Below are 14,944 nucleotides of genomic sequence, written 5' to 3'. Positions count from 1 at the left end.
GCGCGACGTGCGGTGGATGCCGGACATCCACCGATCGGTTGACCCATGCCAGGCTGGACCTCATGAGCTGGCTCGACGGCCGCGAGCGCTGGGCCTTCCTCGTGCTCGCCTACGCGCTCCTCGCGATCTCCGCCGGCGCGGCCGCCCTCATGGATCCGCCGCGAGGCGCCGTGCCCTGGCCCGTGCCGGCGGGCGCAGCCGCGGTGTGGATCGCCCCGATCGCCTGGCTCCACTCCCGCCGCGACCGCTTCCGCGCGCTCGTCGTGGCCCACTACCTGGTCCTCATCGCCCTGGCCGGGGCGCTGGTCGCCGCGAGCGCGGCCTTCACCGTGTTCGCCGCGATCGGCTACCCGCTGGCCATCGGCATGCTGCCCGCCCGGCTGGTCATGGCCGGCGTGACCGTCACCGCCGTCGTCAACGTGGCCGCCCAGGCCGGTCCGGGGGACCGCACGGCCCTGCTCACCGTGATCGCCGGCGTCGCCGTGCCGCTGGTGGTGGCCGGCTGGTACGTCTCCGCCGAGCACGACAAGCGCCGCCGCCTGATCGAGCGCCTGCGCGCCGCCATGGCCGAGAACGCCGGTCTGCACGCCAGGCTCCTCGATCAGGCCAGGCGGGCGGGCGTGCTGGACGAGCGGCACCGCGTGGCCGGCGAGATCCACGACACGGTGGCGCAGGACCTCGTCGCCCTGATCGGCCAGCTCGACGCCGCAGGCCGCGCCACTCACGACACCGTCCGCCGCCGCCATCTCGGCCAGGCGGCCGAGCTCGCCCGCCGCGGTCTGGCCGAGACCCGCAGGTCCGTACGCGCGCTGCGGCCCGGCCCGCTGGAGGACGCCGAACTGCCGGACGCGCTCGGCCGCCTGGCCGAATCCTGGTCGCGGGCCTCCGGCGTGGACCTCGCCTTCGAGGTCGCCGGCACGCCCGTCGCCCTGTCCACCGACGTGGAGACCACCCTGTTCCGCGTCGCCCAGGAAGCCCTGGCCAACGTCGCCAAGCACGCCAGAGCCACCAGGGCGGGCCTCACACTGTCGTACACAGACGATCTCGTCCTTCTCGATATCCGCGACGACGGGCTCGGTTTCGACTCGCAGACGCCCACTGACGGCTTCGGCCTGGACGGGATGCGGCAGCGGGTCCGCGGCGTCGGCGGCACGCTGGAGATCGAGTCCGAACCGGGCCACGGCACCGCCATCGCCGCCGCCGTCCCCGCGATCCCCTCAATCCCCGCGATCCCCGCGGAATGAGACGATGATGACCTCGGGGAAGGGAGACCGATGAGGCTGCTGATCGCGGACGACCACCCGATCGTGCGCGACGGCCTGCGCGCGGCTCTGGGCGCCGAGCCCGACTTCGAGATCGTCGGCGAGGCCGCCGACGGCGCCGCGGCGGTGCGCCTGGCCGCCGAGCTCCAGCCCGACGTCGTCCTCATGGATCTGCGCATGCCGGAGATGGACGGCGTCGCCGCCATCAGGAGGCTCCGCGGCGCCGGGCCGCGGGTGCTGGTGCTGACCACGTTCGACACCGACGTGCTGCCCGCACTCGAGGCCGGGGCCAGCGGCTACCTGCTGAAGGACGCGCCGCCCGAGGAGCTGGTACGCGCCGTCCGGGCCACCCACCGGGGTGAGACGGTGCTCGCGCCCGCGGTGGCCGGCCGCCTGGCCGAGCAGCTGCGCAGGCCCGCCAGGGGCGCGCTGAGCAAGCGCGAGCTGGAGGTGTTGCGCCTGGTGGCCGGGGGAGCGACCAACAAGGAGGCGGCGGCCAGGCTGTTCATCAGCGAGGCCAGCATCAAGACGCACCTGCTGCACATCTACGCCAAACTCGACGTCCGCGACCGCGCCGCCGCCGTCGGCGAGGCCTACCGCCGCGGCCTCCTCACCACCTGACCCCCAGATAAGCGGTTTGGTTGTGGTCTGCGGGGTGCGGTAGAGTTACCTGCGTCGCCGGGGGATTCCCCGGCACAGCAACTTGTGGACAGGGTCCCGTCGTCTAGTGGCCCAGGACGCCGCCCTCTCAAGGCGGTAGCGCCGGTTCGAATCCGGTCGGGACTACCACTGTCACAAGTTCGCGAAGGTCCCGTCGTCTAGTGGCCCAGGACGCCGCCCTCTCAAGGCGGTAGCGCCGGTTCGAATCCGGTCGGGACTACGTCTACATCTCCGCTCCGGCGCCAATGGCCCGGAGCGTTTTTGTTTTCCGCAGGCCCGCGGCTCTCACGTGAAAGGCCCGCAGAGCGCACGTAGCGGCGCCCGGCCCCGTGAACCGGAGGAGCGTTCCCCTGGACGGGGCCCGACCATGTACGCCGCTTGGGGTGCCGTCGGCACCGCCGTAAAAAACCAAGAAAGCCCTGCCACGAACGGCGGGAGAGCAAAAAGGCCCTCGCCATAATGACGAGGGCCTTTGAGAAATCCGCCTTCAGCGGAAAGCCGTCAAATCGAGCGGGCCTTGAACAGCGCGCGCCGGGCCGCCTTGGCCACCGACTTGTCCGGGTGGACCTGGGAGATCAGATCGAGCAGTTCCTCCACATGCCCGTGCGGGATCTTCCAGATCACCTCGAGCAGGCTGTTGACCATGTCCGGGCCGATGTCCTGGAGGCTGCTCACGAACTCCGACCGTCCCAGCCCGGCGGAGATCGTCCACATGTCCAGGATCAGCCAGTGCGTGTCATCCTGCGTGGGCTCGGGAGCGCCCTCGACCTCCAGCTGGCTCAGGTGGGTGGCCGCATAGGGCCGCAGCGACGGCTGCTTGAGCGCCGCCTGCCAGGCCGGGATCGCGGCCTCGCCCAGCGTGCCGACCACGCTGGCCGCCTGGACCCTGATCAGGGCGTCGTTGTCGTCCTCCGCCGCCGCGTCCAGCAGCTCCTCCGCGGCCTTGGCCGGCTCGCGCAGCCGCATCCAGGCCGCGAACTCGGCGTCGGCCTCCTCCTCCGGCAGCTCCGCGCTCAGCGCCAGCAGCTCGTGCGCGCTCATGGACTCGATCGCGGGCCGCGCGTCCACCTCGATGTCGGCGTCGTCCACCAGGTGCACCACGCCCTCGGTGCCGAGCGGCGTGAGGCTGAGCGTCCTGCCCTGGACCTGGACCATGCCGTATCCCACGAGCCAGTCGACCACGGGCGCCAGCGGGTCGCCCGCGGCCTCCCACGCGTCCGCGCCCAGCTCCTCGTCGAGCTCAGCGGTGGCCTCGGCCAGCTCCCGCGCCAGGTCGTCGAGATCGCGCGAGCCGCCCGCCAGCAACAGCCTGACCAGCACGCCGCGGGTCAGGCCCGACAGCGCCATGGTGAGGTCCTCGTCCGGCAGCTCGGGGTCGCCGTAGTCGACCGAGTGAAGCCCGAGCATCCACGCGTCGAGCACGTCCTCGTCGTCGTCGAACGGCCACTCCGCGGTGTCGTCCTGCACCGCGACCGTGTTGGCCTCCCCGGGCTCCAGGAACTCCAGGTCGACGGCCAGATTCCAGATGTTCCACAGCTGCGGGACGGCCTCGGCGAGCGGACCGTCGGTGTCCGGCCTGGGCACCCCGACGGCCGCCAGCGCCTCCTCCACCTCCGCGTCGGTGAGCAGCGTGTCCTCGCCCACCCGGCGGCCCGACCCCACCCACACGGCCAGGTCGCGGGCCTTGGCGACCAGCGGCACCTCCCGGGCGGCCGCGGCCAGCTCCGAATCGGGCCGCAGCCTGATCGTGGGGAGCTCGGACAGCTCGTCGGCGAACGGCTCGAAGTCGCCGAGGTCGCCGGCCTCCTCCTCGTCCTCGTCGGCGCCCTCGGCGTCCTCCAACAGCTCTTCCATGAGGTCGAGGAACTCGTCTTCGACGTCGTCGAGTTCGGCCTGCAGATCGGCGAGGGAGTCCGAGCGCTTGGTCAGCCTGCCGGTCTGCGAGAGGAACGTCAGGTACGCGTCCACGGCCGGGAGCATCCCGTCCGCGGCGGCGTCGGGATCCTCCACGACCTTGGGCATGCGATCAAGCAGCAGGTTGCGCAGGTCAGCACGCTTCCACGTGCCGAGGTCCTGCGAGAAGGCGAGACGGTGCCACAGTGCGGCAGGGCCCACGAGCTCGGGGTCGCTTCCGGGGGCGTTGGCGCGTGCCCACATGATGAACTCTTCGAGCAGGGGTCGCAGCTCAGTGGCGGCTACCTCGATGCGATCTGTCACGCACTCAGGCTAGTGCGCCCACGAAGTTCTCGGCTCCCCAAATACATCCTTTTGCTGATCATGACGTACGGCGCATGGCCTCCGTGATGCGTTCGGCGGCCGCCATGACCGGCACCGCGTGCAGTCGTCCAGGCGCTCTCGTCAGTCGTTCAATGGGCCCGGAGACGGACACCGCGGCGATCACCTTGCCCCCGCTGCCCCTGATCGGGGCCGATACGCTGGCCACGCCCTGCTCGCGCTCGCCGACGCTGTGGGCCCACCCGCGGCGGCGTACGGAGGCGAGCGTGGCGGCGGTGAACTTGGCGCCGCGCAGGCCCCGGTGCAGCCGGTCGGGCTCCTCCCACGCCAGCAGGATCTGCGCCGCGGAGCCGGCGGTCATGGGCAGTGCGGAACCCACGGGAACCGTGTCGCGCAGGCCGCTGGCCCGCTCCGCCGCCGCCACGCAGACCCGCTCGTCGCCCTGGCGGCGATAGAGTTGAGCGCTCTCCCCGGTCAGGTCCCTGAGCTGCAGCAACACGGGCGCGGCCACCGCCAGCAGCCGGTCCTCGCCGGCCGCGGTGGACAACTCGGAAAGCCGCGGGCCGAGCACGAACCTGCCCTGCGTGTCACGACTCACAATGCGGTGGTGCTCAAGAGCGACGGCCAGCCGGTGGGCCGTGGGGCGGGCCAGGCCGGTGGCCTGGACGAGCTGCGCCAATGAAGCGGGTCCCGCTTCGAGGGCATTGAGTACAAGAACTGCCTTGTCGAGTACTCCGACTCCGCTAGAGTTGTCCATACACCGATACTGCAGTCTCGACATATGAGAAAGCAAGTCGGAGGAAGTCTCGAGGAGGAGATCACATGGGCCGCACACTGGCCGAGAAGGTCTGGGAGCAACACGTCGTCCGGCGTGCCGAAGGCGAACCCGACCTGCTCTACATCGACCTGCACCTCATTCACGAGGTGACCAGTCCGCAGGCGTTCGACGGGCTCCGTCTCGCCGGCCGGAAGGTGCGAAGGCCCGAGCTCACGATCGCCACCGAGGACCACAACGTGCCGACCGTGCTCGGCCCGATCTCCGACCCTGTCTCCAAGACGCAGGTCGAGACCCTGCGCAAGAACGCCGCCGAGTTCGGCATCAGGCTCCATCCGATGGGCGACGCCGGCCAGGGCGTGGTCCACATCATCGGCCCGCAGTTCGGCCTGACCCAGCCGGGCATGACCATCGTGTGCGGCGACTCCCACACCTCGACGCACGGCGCCTTCGGCGGCATCGCGTTCGGCATCGGCACCTCCGAGGTCGAGCACGTGCTGGCCACGCAGACGCTGCCGGCCTACCGGCCCAAGACCATGGCCATCGAGGTCTCCGGCGAGCTGCCCCCCGGCGTCACCGCCAAGGACCTGATCCTGGCGATCATCGCCAAGATCGGCACCGGCGGCGGCCAGGGCTACATCGTCGAATACCGCGGCGAGGCCGTGCGCAAGCTCTCCATGGAGGGCCGCATGACGGTCTGCAACATGTCGATCGAGGCGGGCGCCCGCGCCGGCATGATCGCGCCGGACGAGACCACCTTCGCCTACCTCAAGGGCCGCCAGCACGCGCCCGAGGGCGCGGCGTGGGACCAGGCCGTCGAATACTGGAAGTCGCTGCGCACCGACGACGACGCCGTGTTCGACAAGGTCGTGGAGATCGACGCCACGACGCTGACCCCCTATGTCACGTGGGGCACCAACCCGGGCCAGGGCCTGCCGCTGGGCGACTCCGTGCCGAACCCCGAGTCCTTCGCCGACCCGGTCGCGCGCTCGGCCGCCGAGCGGGCGCTGGAGTACATGGGCCTGACCGCGGGCACGCCGCTGCGCGAGATCGAGGTCGACACGGTCTTCGTCGGCTCGTGCACCAACGGCCGCATCGAGGACCTGCGCTCGGCCGCCGAGATCCTGCGCGGCCGCCAGGTGAAGACCCGCACGCTGATCGTGCCGGGCTCGATGCTGGTCAAGCTGCAGGCCGAGCAGGAGGGCCTGCACGAGGTGTTCAAGGCCGCCGGCGCCGAGTGGCGCGAGGCCGGCTGCTCGATGTGCCTGGGCATGAACCCCGACACCCTCCAGCCGGGCGAGCGCAGCGCCTCGACCTCCAACCGCAACTTCGAGGGCCGCCAGGGCAAGGGTGGCCGTACCCACCTGGTGTCGCCGCAGGTCGCCGCCGCGACCGCCGTCACCGGCCGCCTCACCGCCCCCGCCGACCTGTAAGGAAGGAAATCTGATGGACGCCTTCACCACCCACACCGGTACGGCGGTGCCGCTGCGCCGCAGCAACGTCGACACCGACCAGATCATCCCGGCCGTCTGGCTCAAGCAGGTCAGCCGCACCGGATTCGAGAAGGGCCTGTTCGCGGCCTGGCGCGAGGACCCGACGTTCGTGCTGAACGACCCCGTCTACGAGGGCGGCACGATCCTGGTCTCCGGCCCCGACTTCGGCACCGGCTCCTCGCGCGAGCACGCCGTCTGGGCGCTGCAGCAGTACGGCTTCCGCGCCGTGATCGCCGCCCGCTTCGGCGACATCTTCCGCAACAACTCCACCAAGATGGGCCTGTTGCCGGTCGTCCTGCCCGGCGAGAAGGTCGAGGCCCTGCAGTCGGCCGTCGAGGCGGACCCGAAGCTGGAGATCACCGTCGACCTGGCGGAACGCCAGGTGCGCTGGGCCGGCGAGGTCGTGCCGTTCGAGATCGACGACTACACCCGCTGGCGGCTCATGGAGGGCCTCGACGACATCGGGCTGACCCTGCGGCACGCCGAGGACATCACGGCATACGAGAATGGTCGGCAGCCATGGCTGCCGACGACCGTCTAGAAGACGACGAACTGGCGCGGCGGTTGCGCGAGGCGCACCGCCGCGTCCGCCTGCTTCCCCCGGGCGACAAGGAGCGGCTGGCCCGCCGTTATCTCGCCATCTGCGACCTGGCCAAGCGTGACCCGGAAAGGGCCGCCGTCCGGCTTGACGCGTTTCTCGCCATTCTTGACCACGGCGCCGACACGCCACGCAAGGACGAAAACACGCTGGGTGATTGAGTTCCCCCGCGATCCAGCCTACTTTCAAGCGCGTAAGGGGTTTCTACGTCGAACTCGTGAGCTGGAACCCCGAGCCGTAACTGGGGGAGCAGGACTTTCATGAACAAGCGAGAACTCGTCGAGGCCATCACGGATCGGATGGGCGACAGGAAGACGGCCACCGAGGCCGTGAACTCGGTCATCGACGCCATCCAGAAGGCCGTGGCGAGCGGCGACAAGGTCTCGATCACGGGCTTCGGCGCGTTCGAGATGGTGCACAAGCCGGCCCGCACGGCCAGGAACCCGTCCACCGGCGCGGAAATCAACGTCCCGGAGAGCTGGGGACCGAAGTTCCGCCCGGGCTCCGATTTCAAAGAGCTGGTCAATGAGGGCGGCAGGACAACCGGCAAGAAGAAGTAAACCCAGCGGACCACCACGCCCGGGCCCAGTGGCCCGGGCGTCCGCATTTCACGGGTCCGGCACCGGAAAAGTCGAGAGCGTGATGTAGGTGATTTCGCCGGCCGCCATCGCGAGGTTGACCCGCTGCCCGGTGCGCAGCAGTCGCAGCGGCCCGGCGTCGAACGCGGCCGTGCCGAAGTCCAGCACGGTCCCGTCATCGAGGAAGACCGTGCCCGATCGCGTGCCCTCGTCAAAGCTGCGTACCGTCCCCTGCACGCAGATCAGCTTACGATGGGCCGCGTTCAGCGGTCCATCGCAGGCAGCGGGTTATGCGCCTACGATGGGCCGCGTCCAGCGGTCCATCGCAGGCAGCGGTGTCTGCGCCCAAAGGGTTTGCCCTCGCCTGGCGAGTAGCGTGATGATCGACCAGATGGGGCAGGCGGGCGACTTCTGGCGATTTGCGTGGGCCAACGGCATCACGCAACTGGGCACCCAGGTCACGGTCGTCGCGCTGCCGTTGACCGCGCTGCTCACCCTGGACGCCGGGGCCTTCGAGCTCGGCGTGCTGTCCGCCGTCCAGATGGTCGCCTTCCTGGTGATCGGGCTGCCCGCCGGCGTGTGGGTGGACCGGGCGCGCCGGCGGCCGATCCTCATCTGGTCCGACCTGGTCAGGGGCGTGGCGCTGCTGTCGGTCCCCGTGGCCGCGTGGCTCGGCGTGCTCACCCTCCCTCAGCTCTACGCCGTCGCGCTGGTGGTGGGCGTCGGCACGGTCTTCTTCGACGTCGCTCACATGAGCTTCCTGCCGGCCATCGTCCCCAAGGAACGGCTCGAGCGCGGCAACGGCGTGCTGGAGGTCACCAGGAACGTCTCCGTGCTGGCGGGGCCCGGGGTCGGCGGCTGGGCGGTGGCCGCGTTCACCGCGCCGATCGCCCTGCTCGCCGACGCCGTCAGCTACCTCGCCTCCGGGCTGCTGCTGTCGGGCGTGCGCGCGGCGGAGCGGCCGCGACGTGGCGATCGGGTGGTGCGCCATGAGGTCAAGGAGGGCCTCAGGTTCGTCGCCGGGGAGCCGGTGTTGCGCCGGATCGCAGTCGGTGGCGCGCTGGCGATGACCGCCAACGGCGTCTGCGCGGTCGGCCTGCCTCTCTACCTGGTCAAGGAACTCGGCGTGGGATCGGCCCAGTACGGGCTGCTCATGTCGGCCGTCGCCGTGGGCTCGCTGGCGGGCGCGGCACTGGTGGCCAGGGTCACGGCTCGGTTCGGTGCCGGTCGCACCCTGTACGGCTCGGCCGCCCTCGCCACCGTGCTCTACCTGCCCGCGCTGGCGACCGGGCCGGGCTGGCGGCTGCTGATCCTCCCCGTGGCCGCGGCGTTGTTCGGCGTCGCCAGCGCGATCTTCGGCGTCGCCCAGCTCAGCTACCGCCAGCGCGTCACCCCCGAGCACCTGCTGGGCCGGGTCAACGCCAGCATGCGCTTCCTCATGTGGGGCGCCAGCCCGCTCGGCGGGCTGGCGGGCGGCGCGCTGGGGGAGTGGCTCGGCGGGTACGCGGCCTTCGCCGCGGGCGTCGTCGTCCTGGGCCTGTCGCACCTGGCGGTGGTCACCGCGCCGGTGATCATGAAGGCGGCCACCGCCCGATGACGGGTGATCATGAAGGCGGCCACCGCCCGATGACGGGCGATCAGGAGCGCGACCACCGCCCGATGACGGGCCTCATGACCCAGGCCACAGCTCGGCGACCACCGCCGCCGTGTGGCGGCCCAGGCCGAGCGCGATGGCGGCACGCAGGTCGTCGGGTGTGTCCACGTCGCGCCGGACCGAGTCGATCCCCGGCACGCACAGCTCCTTGGCCCCGCCGGCCAGGTGCCTGGCCCGAGACTCCCCTCCGAACCTCGGTGCGAACGGGACGCCCGGGCGCACGCCGTAGAAGGTCGTGCCGACGTCGAGCGCGTCCGGCACGAAGGACTGGTCGAACTCGGCCGCCGCCCCCAGCGTCACCGCCAGCTCGGCGGGCCGCAGGGCGGGCAGGTCGGCCTGGAGCGCGCCCACCGCGTCGCCGGGCGCGACGCGTACGGCATGGGCGGCGCCCGTGCGCAGCGCGGTGTTCAGCCCGCGGTCGGGATCGGGCACCACGTCGGCGCCCAGCGCGGCCAGCGGCCCCGCGGCGGCAGGATCGGCCGTCACCACGATCACCCGCGCCACCTGCGGGCAGGCCAGCGCCGCGGCCAGGGTGTCGCAGGCCACGGCGACGGCGAACTTCGTGCGATGCGGTCCCGTCGCGGCGGCCAACCGGGTTTTCGCCGCGACCAGCGTTTTCACCGGAATGACCAACGACCAGCGGATGCTCATACGCTTAAGCATCGCGCCTCGACATCCCATACGGCCAACCGGGAGACTTAGGCGCATAACGTAGGAGGAGACCATGAGCCGCCCCACGCGACCATCGCGTTCCTGGGAAACCTTCGCAGTAGCTGTCGTGAAACCGCTGTCCCGGCTCCTGGTCAAGAAGGATTGGCGGCACGGCGAGCGGATCCCCCGCACCGGCGGCGTGATCATCGCGACGAACCATCTCTCCTGGGCGGACCCGGTTCTGCTGTCGCACTTCCTCTACAACAACGGGCGCTGGCCGGTGATCCTCGCCAAGTCCGCGCTGTTCAAGGCGCCCTTCCTGGGGCGGGCGGTGACGGCCCTGCTGGCCATCCCGGTCGAGCGCGGCAGCAACGAGGCGGCCAGATCCCTGCGCGCGTCGGCCCAGCGGCTGGAGGACGGCTGCGCGATCCTGTTCTACCCCGAGGGCACCTGCACCCGTGACCCGAACCTGTGGCCCATGGTGGGCAAGACGGGCGCGGCCCGGCTGGCGCTGGAGAGCGGCGCGCCGGTCATCCCGGTGGCCCATTGGGGGGCGCATGAGCTGCTGCCGTACGGTGAGAAGAAGCCGAGGCTGTTCCCGCGCAAGACGTTCCACGTGAGCGTGGGGCCGCCGGTGGACCTGTCGAAATACGCGGGCAAGTCGCCGCACGCGAGTGTTCTGCGCGAGGCCACGGCCGACATCATGGCGGCGATCAGCGCGCAGCTGGCCGAGCTGCGCGGTGAAAAGGCGCCCGAGACCCCCTACGATCCCGCCGGGCGGTGATGGCATGACAAAGGTGGCCGTTTTCGGCACAGGCTCGTGGGGCACCACGTTCGCCATGGTCCTGGCGGAAGCGGGCAACGAGGTCACGCTGTGGGGGCGCAGGCCGGAGCTGGCCGAGGCGATCGACCGCACTCACGCGAACCCTGACTACCTGCCCGGCATCGCCCTGCCGCCCGCGCTGCGCGCCACCACCGACCCGGTGCGGGCCCTGGAGGGGGCGGAGTTCGTGGTGCTGGCGGTGCCGTCCCAGCTCCTGCGGCCCAACCTGGCCGTCTGGCGCGAGCACATCCCGTCCCGCGCGGTGCTGGTCAGCCTGATGAAGGGCATCGAGCTGGGCACGACCAAGCGGATGAGCGAGGTGATCCGCGAGGTCGCCGAGGTGCCCGAGAATCGGGTCGCGGTCGTCTCGGGTCCCAACCTGGCCAGGGAGATCGCCCAGCGCCAGCCCGCCGCCACGGTCGTGGCCTGCACGGACGACTCCGTGGCCGCGCGCCTCCAGGCGATCTGCCACCTGCCGCCGTGGTTCCGCCCGTACACCAACCCCGACGTGGTCGGCATCGAGCTCGGCGGCGCGGTGAAGAACGTCATCGCGTTGGCCGTGGGCGTCTCCGCGGGCATGGGCATGGGTGACAACGTCAGCGCCATGCTCATCACCAGGGGCCTGGCCGAGATCTCCCGCCTGGGCGCGGCGCTGGGGGCCGATCCGCACACGTTCGCGGGCCTGGCCGGGATGGGCGACCTGGTCGCCACGTGTACGTCGCCGCTGTCGCGCAACCGGACGTTCGGCGAGAACCTGGGCAGGGGCATGACACTGGCCGAGGTGGTGGCGGCCACCAAGCAGACCGCCGAGGGCGTCAAGTCCTGCGAGTCGGTGCTGGCACTGGCCAGGAAGCACGACGTGGAAATGCCGATCACCGAGGTCGTCGTCGGCGTCGTACACGACGGCATGTCGCCGGCCGAGGCCGGGATGCTGCTGATGTCCCGCTCGCCCAAGCCGGAGCGGTACGGCGTGTAATCACGAGCTTATTGCCTCACTCCGTTCGGCGGGCTCGGTCGCCCTATGCCGCCGCCTTCCCCCGCTCTGGTCGCTACGCTCCCGCCGCTCCTCCAGGCGACGGCACTCCCACCCTGCTCATGGCCTCACTCCGTTCGGCGGGCTCGGTCGCCCTATGCCGCCGCCTTCCCCCGCTCTGGTCGCTACGCTCCCGCCGCTCCTCCAGGCGACGGCACTCCCACCCTGCTCATGGCCTCACTCCGTTCGGCGGGCTCGGTCGCCCTATGCCGCCGCCTTCCCCCGCTCTGGTCGCTGCGCTCCCGCCGCTCCTCCAGGCGACGGCACTCCCTCGCGCGCTCACTCGGCGTGCTTGGCTCGCTGTCCTGGGGACACCCCGGTAGATTCGGACACCATGAGCAAGCCACGCGTCGCTGTCGTTTTCGGAGGCCGCAATTCCGAGCATGCCGTGTCCCTCATGGGCGCGGGCAGCGTGCTGGATGCGATCGACAGGACCAAATACGAGGTGATCCCCATCGGGATCGCCCAAGACGGCAGGTGGGTGCTGGCCACGTCGGACCAGCGGTTCGCCATCGAGTCCGGAGAGCTGCCGGTCGTTGACACCGCGGGCGCCGCGCTGGCGCTGCCCTCGGGCGGCCCCGCACTGGTGGCGTACGACCCCGGCAGCATCCCCGTGGAGCTCGGCTCGGTCGACGTGGTCTTCCCCGTGATGCACGGGCCGTTCGCCGAGGACGGCACGATCCAGGGGCTGCTGGAGATGGCCGGGGTGCGTTACGTCGGCTCCGGCGTGCTGGCCAGCGCGGTCGGCATGGACAAGGCGCACATGAAGACCGTGATGGCCGCCGCGGGACTGCCGATCGGACCCTACGTGGTCGTACGCGACCGGGACTGGCGGCTCAACCGCGACCTCGTGCTCAAGGAGGCCGAGGAGCTCGGCTGGCCGGTGTTCGTCAAGCCCGCCAGAGCCGGCTCCTCGCAGGGCATCTCCAAGGCCCACGACCGGGGACAGCTGGAGGCGGCCGTCGAGTTCGCCAGGCAGCACGACCCCAAGGTGCTCATCGAGGCCGCCATCGAGGGCAGGGAGATCGAGTGCGCCGTGCTGGAGTCGCCGGGTGACGAGCCGGCGGCGGCGTCGCTGCCCGGCGAGGTGAAGGTCGAGGGCGGGCAGGAGTTCTTCGACTTCGAGGCGAAATACTATCCCGACCAGATGTCGCTGACCGTGCCCGCCGACCTTCCGCAGGAGAGGGCCGGGGAGCTGCGCGCGATGGCCGTGCGCGCGTTCGAGGCGCTCGACTGCGAGGGGCTGGCTCGGGTCGACTTCTTCTACACGCCCGACGGCAGGCTGATCTTCAACGAGATCAACACCATGCCGGGCTTCACATCGCTGTCGGTGGCGCCGCAGCTCTGGGCCGCCACCGGCCTGTCCTACCCGGAGCTCGTCGACCGGCTCATCCAGCTCGCCCTGTCCCGCGCGCCCGGGTTGCGGTGACGGTCAGCGGGGCTGGGCCGAGACCTGGCCGATCGGCTTCGACAGATCGGCGAGCACCTCGGCGGCCACGTGCTCGCCGCCGACCGTGACCTCCACATAGGCGACGTCGGTCACGGCGGTGAACAGCGCGGGCTTCTCCGGGTCGGCGAACCAGCCCACCCCGTCGATCTCCTGCAGCTGGTCGGTGGGCGCCATCCTGGCCGGCCGGGGCACGCCGCAGCGCAGCGCGATGGTGCCGTCACCCCACACGGCCACGTACGGCGACTCGGGCGTGGACTCGCCACGCGGTGCGCCGTCCAGCGTCTTGGGCAGCAGCGTCGCCAGCCGGTCGCAGGCCGCCACCGCCGAACCCTGGGGCACGGGCGGCTCGACCCGCACAGTGCCGCCGCAACCGGCGAGCGTCAGGAGAACGAGCAGGGCGGCGGCGGCACGCATGCGAGGACTACCTTCAGATATGGACGATGGGACATGTCAGCGTACGAGTGATGCCCTCCACGGCCTGAATCTGGGCGACGACGAGCTTGCCCAGCTCGTCGACGTTGCGGGCCTCCGCACGGACGATCACGTCGTAGGGGCCCGTCACGTCTTCCGCCTGAGTTACCCCGGATATCCCGGAAATCTCGCGAGCCACGGCCGCGGCCTTGCCGACCTCGGTCTGGATAAGGATGTAGGCCTGCACCATTACGTCCTCCCGGGCGATTGGATCACGCCGAAGGGCCACCGTACCCTGTGTGCGACAGGAGGTGCGTCATCACAGTCGGAGATCTCGGCGAATTCGGAGTGGTAAACCGCATTACCGGACGTCTGCCCCAGGTCGCGGCGGTAATGCTGGGCCCGGGTGACGACGCCGCCATGATCAGCGCGCCTGACGGCCGAGTCGTGGTGTCCACGGATCTCCTGATCGAGGGCAGGCACTTCCGCCGGGATTGGTCCAGCGGCTACGACGTGGGCCGCAAGGCCGCGGCCCAGAACCTCGCCGACGTGGTCGCCATGGGCGCGCTGCCCACGTCCATCGTGGTCGGGCTCGGGATCCCCGCCGACCTCCCGGTGGCGTGGCTGGACGCGCTGACCGACGGGTTCCGCGACGAGTGCGCCGCGGCCGGCGCGAGCGTGGCCGGCGGCGACGTCACCCGCAGCGACCTGGTGGTGCTCGGCGTGACCGCGCTGGGCGACCTGCGCGGCCGGCCCCCCGTGACCCGCGCGGGGGCCAGGCCGGGACAGGTGGTGGCGGTGGCGGGCCGGCTCGGGTACGCCGCCGCCGGGTTGGCGCTGCTGGACGCGGGGGTGCCGGTGGACTCCCCGGCCCTCCGGGAGGCGGTGGCCGGGCACCGGCAGCCGCGGCCCCCCTACGCGGAGGGGCCGCGGGCGGCGGAGCTGGGCGCGAGCGCGATGCTGGACGTCAGCGACGGGCTCGTCCAGGACCTCGGCCACGTCGCCGCGGCCAGTGGGGTGCGGGTCGAGCTGGACCCCCAGGCGTTCACGGTGGGCGAGCCCGTGGTGGCGGCGGCCAAGGAATTGGGGGCCGATCCGCTGGAGTGGGTGCTCACCGGTGGTGAGGATCACGCGCTCGCCGCGGTCTTTCCCCCAGAGGTACGGCTGCCGCCGTCGTGGCAGGTCGTGGGCCGGGTGGTCGAGGGTGACGGCGTACTGGTGTATGGCCGCGAGATGGGCCGAGGCGGATGGGATCACTTTCGGTGATGACTTGTCCCGATTTAAGTGAAATTTTCCTGGTTTGGGGTACGACTAGCGGGAT

At 71.1% G+C, this 14,944-nt stretch carries 17 protein-coding genes and 2 tRNA genes; 13 read left to right on the top strand and 6 right to left on the bottom strand.

Annotation, left to right across the window (positions count from 1 at the left end; genetic code table 11):
- Positions 1-62 precede the first annotated feature (62 nt).
- From ACTMTI_RS12900 to ACTMTI_RS12885, 4 genes are all read left to right on the top strand, one after another.
- Complete coding sequence (locus ACTMTI_RS12900) at positions 63-1,244, top strand: sensor histidine kinase (RefSeq protein ID WP_441120512.1); 1,182 nt, start codon at positions 63-65, stop codon at positions 1,242-1,244.
- A gap of 30 nt (positions 1,245-1,274) precedes the next feature.
- A complete protein-coding gene (locus tag ACTMTI_RS12895) occupies positions 1,275-1,883 on the top strand; it encodes a response regulator (protein WP_441120511.1) in 609 nt (202 codons plus the stop codon).
- A 92-nt stretch (positions 1,884-1,975) separates the two neighbouring features.
- Positions 1,976-2,051: transfer RNA gene (locus ACTMTI_RS12890), tRNA-Glu, on the top strand.
- 18 nt (positions 2,052-2,069) lie between these two features.
- A tRNA-Glu gene (locus ACTMTI_RS12885) sits at positions 2,070-2,142 on the top strand.
- Between the two features lie 281 nt (positions 2,143-2,423).
- Here ACTMTI_RS12885 and ACTMTI_RS12880 read toward each other — a convergent pair.
- Positions 2,424-4,139: a hypothetical protein gene (locus ACTMTI_RS12880; RefSeq protein ID WP_441120510.1), complete on the bottom strand. Its 1,716-nt coding sequence runs from the start codon at positions 4,137-4,139 to the stop codon at positions 2,424-2,426.
- Positions 4,140-4,197: 58 nt separating this feature from the next.
- Positions 4,198-4,914, bottom strand: a complete 717-nt coding sequence (locus ACTMTI_RS12875; RefSeq protein ID WP_441120509.1) for an IclR family transcriptional regulator — start codon at positions 4,912-4,914, stop codon at positions 4,198-4,200.
- A 65-nt stretch (positions 4,915-4,979) separates the two neighbouring features.
- Here ACTMTI_RS12875 and leuC point away from each other — a divergent pair, with 65 nt between their 5' ends.
- The 4 genes from leuC (at position 4,980) to ACTMTI_RS12855 (ending at position 7,583) form a co-directional block, all read left to right on the top strand.
- Positions 4,980-6,365 carry a 3-isopropylmalate dehydratase large subunit gene (gene leuC, locus ACTMTI_RS12870; RefSeq protein WP_441120508.1) on the top strand — a complete coding sequence of 462 codons (1,386 nt, stop codon included), beginning with the start codon at positions 4,980-4,982 and terminating at the stop codon, positions 6,363-6,365.
- A gap of 13 nt (positions 6,366-6,378) precedes the next feature.
- Positions 6,379-6,966, top strand: coding sequence for a 3-isopropylmalate dehydratase small subunit (gene leuD / locus ACTMTI_RS12865; protein ID WP_441120507.1), 588 nt, complete (start codon positions 6,379-6,381; stop codon positions 6,964-6,966).
- The gene (locus ACTMTI_RS12860; RefSeq protein WP_441120506.1) at positions 6,945-7,184 is read left to right on the top strand and encodes a hypothetical protein; all 240 of its coding nucleotides are present in this window, start codon (positions 6,945-6,947) and stop codon (positions 7,182-7,184) included. Before leuD ends, ACTMTI_RS12860 begins: the two co-directional genes overlap by 22 nt.
- Before the next feature lie 99 nt (positions 7,185-7,283).
- A complete protein-coding gene (locus ACTMTI_RS12855; protein WP_441120505.1) occupies positions 7,284-7,583 on the top strand; it encodes an HU family DNA-binding protein in 300 nt (99 codons plus the stop codon).
- A gap of 48 nt (positions 7,584-7,631) precedes the next feature.
- On the opposite strand, the gene ACTMTI_RS12850 is transcribed toward ACTMTI_RS12855, so the two are convergent.
- Complete coding sequence (locus ACTMTI_RS12850; protein WP_441120504.1) at positions 7,632-7,838, bottom strand: hypothetical protein; 207 nt, start codon at positions 7,836-7,838, stop codon at positions 7,632-7,634.
- A gap of 142 nt (positions 7,839-7,980) precedes the next feature.
- Here ACTMTI_RS12850 and ACTMTI_RS12845 point away from each other — a divergent pair, with 142 nt between their 5' ends.
- Positions 7,981-9,198, top strand: a complete 1,218-nt coding sequence (locus ACTMTI_RS12845) for an MFS transporter (protein WP_441120503.1) — start codon at positions 7,981-7,983, stop codon at positions 9,196-9,198.
- Between the two features lie 72 nt (positions 9,199-9,270).
- Here ACTMTI_RS12845 and cofC read toward each other — a convergent pair whose 3' ends face one another.
- Positions 9,271-9,906: a 2-phospho-L-lactate guanylyltransferase gene (gene cofC / locus ACTMTI_RS12840; RefSeq protein WP_441120502.1), complete on the bottom strand. Its 636-nt coding sequence runs from the start codon at positions 9,904-9,906 to the stop codon at positions 9,271-9,273.
- A gap of 127 nt (positions 9,907-10,033) precedes the next feature.
- On the opposite strand from cofC, the gene ACTMTI_RS12835 reads away from it, so the two are divergent.
- From ACTMTI_RS12835 to ACTMTI_RS12825, 3 genes are all read left to right on the top strand, one after another.
- Positions 10,034-10,690, top strand: a complete 657-nt coding sequence (locus tag ACTMTI_RS12835; protein WP_441120501.1) for a lysophospholipid acyltransferase family protein — start codon at positions 10,034-10,036, stop codon at positions 10,688-10,690.
- Positions 10,691-10,694: 4 nt separating this feature from the next.
- A complete protein-coding gene (locus tag ACTMTI_RS12830; protein ID WP_441120500.1) occupies positions 10,695-11,705 on the top strand; it encodes an NAD(P)H-dependent glycerol-3-phosphate dehydrogenase in 1,011 nt (336 codons plus the stop codon).
- A 391-nt stretch (positions 11,706-12,096) separates the two neighbouring features.
- The gene (locus tag ACTMTI_RS12825) at positions 12,097-13,191 is read left to right on the top strand and encodes a D-alanine--D-alanine ligase family protein (protein WP_441120499.1); all 1,095 of its coding nucleotides are present in this window, start codon (positions 12,097-12,099) and stop codon (positions 13,189-13,191) included.
- 3 nt (positions 13,192-13,194) lie between these two features.
- Here ACTMTI_RS12825 and ACTMTI_RS12820 read toward each other — a convergent pair whose 3' ends face one another.
- Together ACTMTI_RS12820 and ACTMTI_RS12815 are read right to left on the bottom strand one after the other, a co-directional pair.
- Positions 13,195-13,626 carry a DUF3515 family protein gene (locus tag ACTMTI_RS12820; protein ID WP_441120498.1) on the bottom strand — a complete coding sequence of 144 codons (432 nt, stop codon included), beginning with the start codon at positions 13,624-13,626 and terminating at the stop codon, positions 13,195-13,197.
- A 13-nt stretch (positions 13,627-13,639) separates the two neighbouring features.
- On the bottom strand, positions 13,640-13,873 hold the full coding sequence (locus tag ACTMTI_RS12815) for an Lrp/AsnC family transcriptional regulator (protein ID WP_441120497.1): 234 nt from the start codon (positions 13,871-13,873) through the stop codon (positions 13,640-13,642).
- 47 nt (positions 13,874-13,920) lie between these two features.
- Between ACTMTI_RS12815 and ACTMTI_RS12810 the strand changes: the two genes are divergently transcribed.
- On the top strand, positions 13,921-14,889 hold the full coding sequence (locus tag ACTMTI_RS12810; protein WP_441120496.1) for a thiamine-phosphate kinase: 969 nt from the start codon (positions 13,921-13,923) through the stop codon (positions 14,887-14,889).
- Positions 14,890-14,944: the final 55 nt, after the last annotated feature.

Source organism: Nonomuraea sp. H19, assembly GCF_052068215.1.
In the GTDB taxonomy this organism is placed as follows: domain Bacteria; phylum Actinomycetota; class Actinomycetes; order Streptosporangiales; family Streptosporangiaceae; genus Nonomuraea.
Note: the sequence above shows the minus strand (reverse complement) of the source record. Positions and strands in the feature narration are given on the sequence as shown.

Coding starts and splice junctions, on each gene's coding strand:
- ACTMTI_RS12900 (WP_441120512.1), top strand. CDS start 63: ATGAGCTGGCTCGACGGCCGCGAGCGCTGGGCCTTCCTCGTGCTCGCC.
- ACTMTI_RS12895 (WP_441120511.1), top strand. CDS start 1,275: ATGAGGCTGCTGATCGCGGACGACCACCCGATCGTGCGCGACGGCCTG.
- ACTMTI_RS12875 (WP_441120509.1), bottom strand. CDS start 4,914: ATGGACAACTCTAGCGGAGTCGGAGTACTCGACAAGGCAGTTCTTGTA.
- leuC (WP_441120508.1), top strand. CDS start 4,980: ATGGGCCGCACACTGGCCGAGAAGGTCTGGGAGCAACACGTCGTCCGG.
- leuD (WP_441120507.1), top strand. CDS start 6,379: ATGGACGCCTTCACCACCCACACCGGTACGGCGGTGCCGCTGCGCCGC.
- ACTMTI_RS12860 (WP_441120506.1), top strand. CDS start 6,945: ATGGCTGCCGACGACCGTCTAGAAGACGACGAACTGGCGCGGCGGTTG.
- ACTMTI_RS12855 (WP_441120505.1), top strand. CDS start 7,284: ATGAACAAGCGAGAACTCGTCGAGGCCATCACGGATCGGATGGGCGAC.
- ACTMTI_RS12845 (WP_441120503.1), top strand. CDS start 7,981: ATGATCGACCAGATGGGGCAGGCGGGCGACTTCTGGCGATTTGCGTGG.
- cofC (WP_441120502.1), bottom strand. CDS start 9,906: ATGAGCATCCGCTGGTCGTTGGTCATTCCGGTGAAAACGCTGGTCGCG.
- ACTMTI_RS12830 (WP_441120500.1), top strand. CDS start 10,695: ATGACAAAGGTGGCCGTTTTCGGCACAGGCTCGTGGGGCACCACGTTC.
- ACTMTI_RS12825 (WP_441120499.1), top strand. CDS start 12,097: ATGAGCAAGCCACGCGTCGCTGTCGTTTTCGGAGGCCGCAATTCCGAG.
- ACTMTI_RS12820 (WP_441120498.1), bottom strand. CDS start 13,626: ATGCGTGCCGCCGCCGCCCTGCTCGTTCTCCTGACGCTCGCCGGTTGC.
- ACTMTI_RS12815 (WP_441120497.1), bottom strand. CDS start 13,873: ATGGTGCAGGCCTACATCCTTATCCAGACCGAGGTCGGCAAGGCCGCG.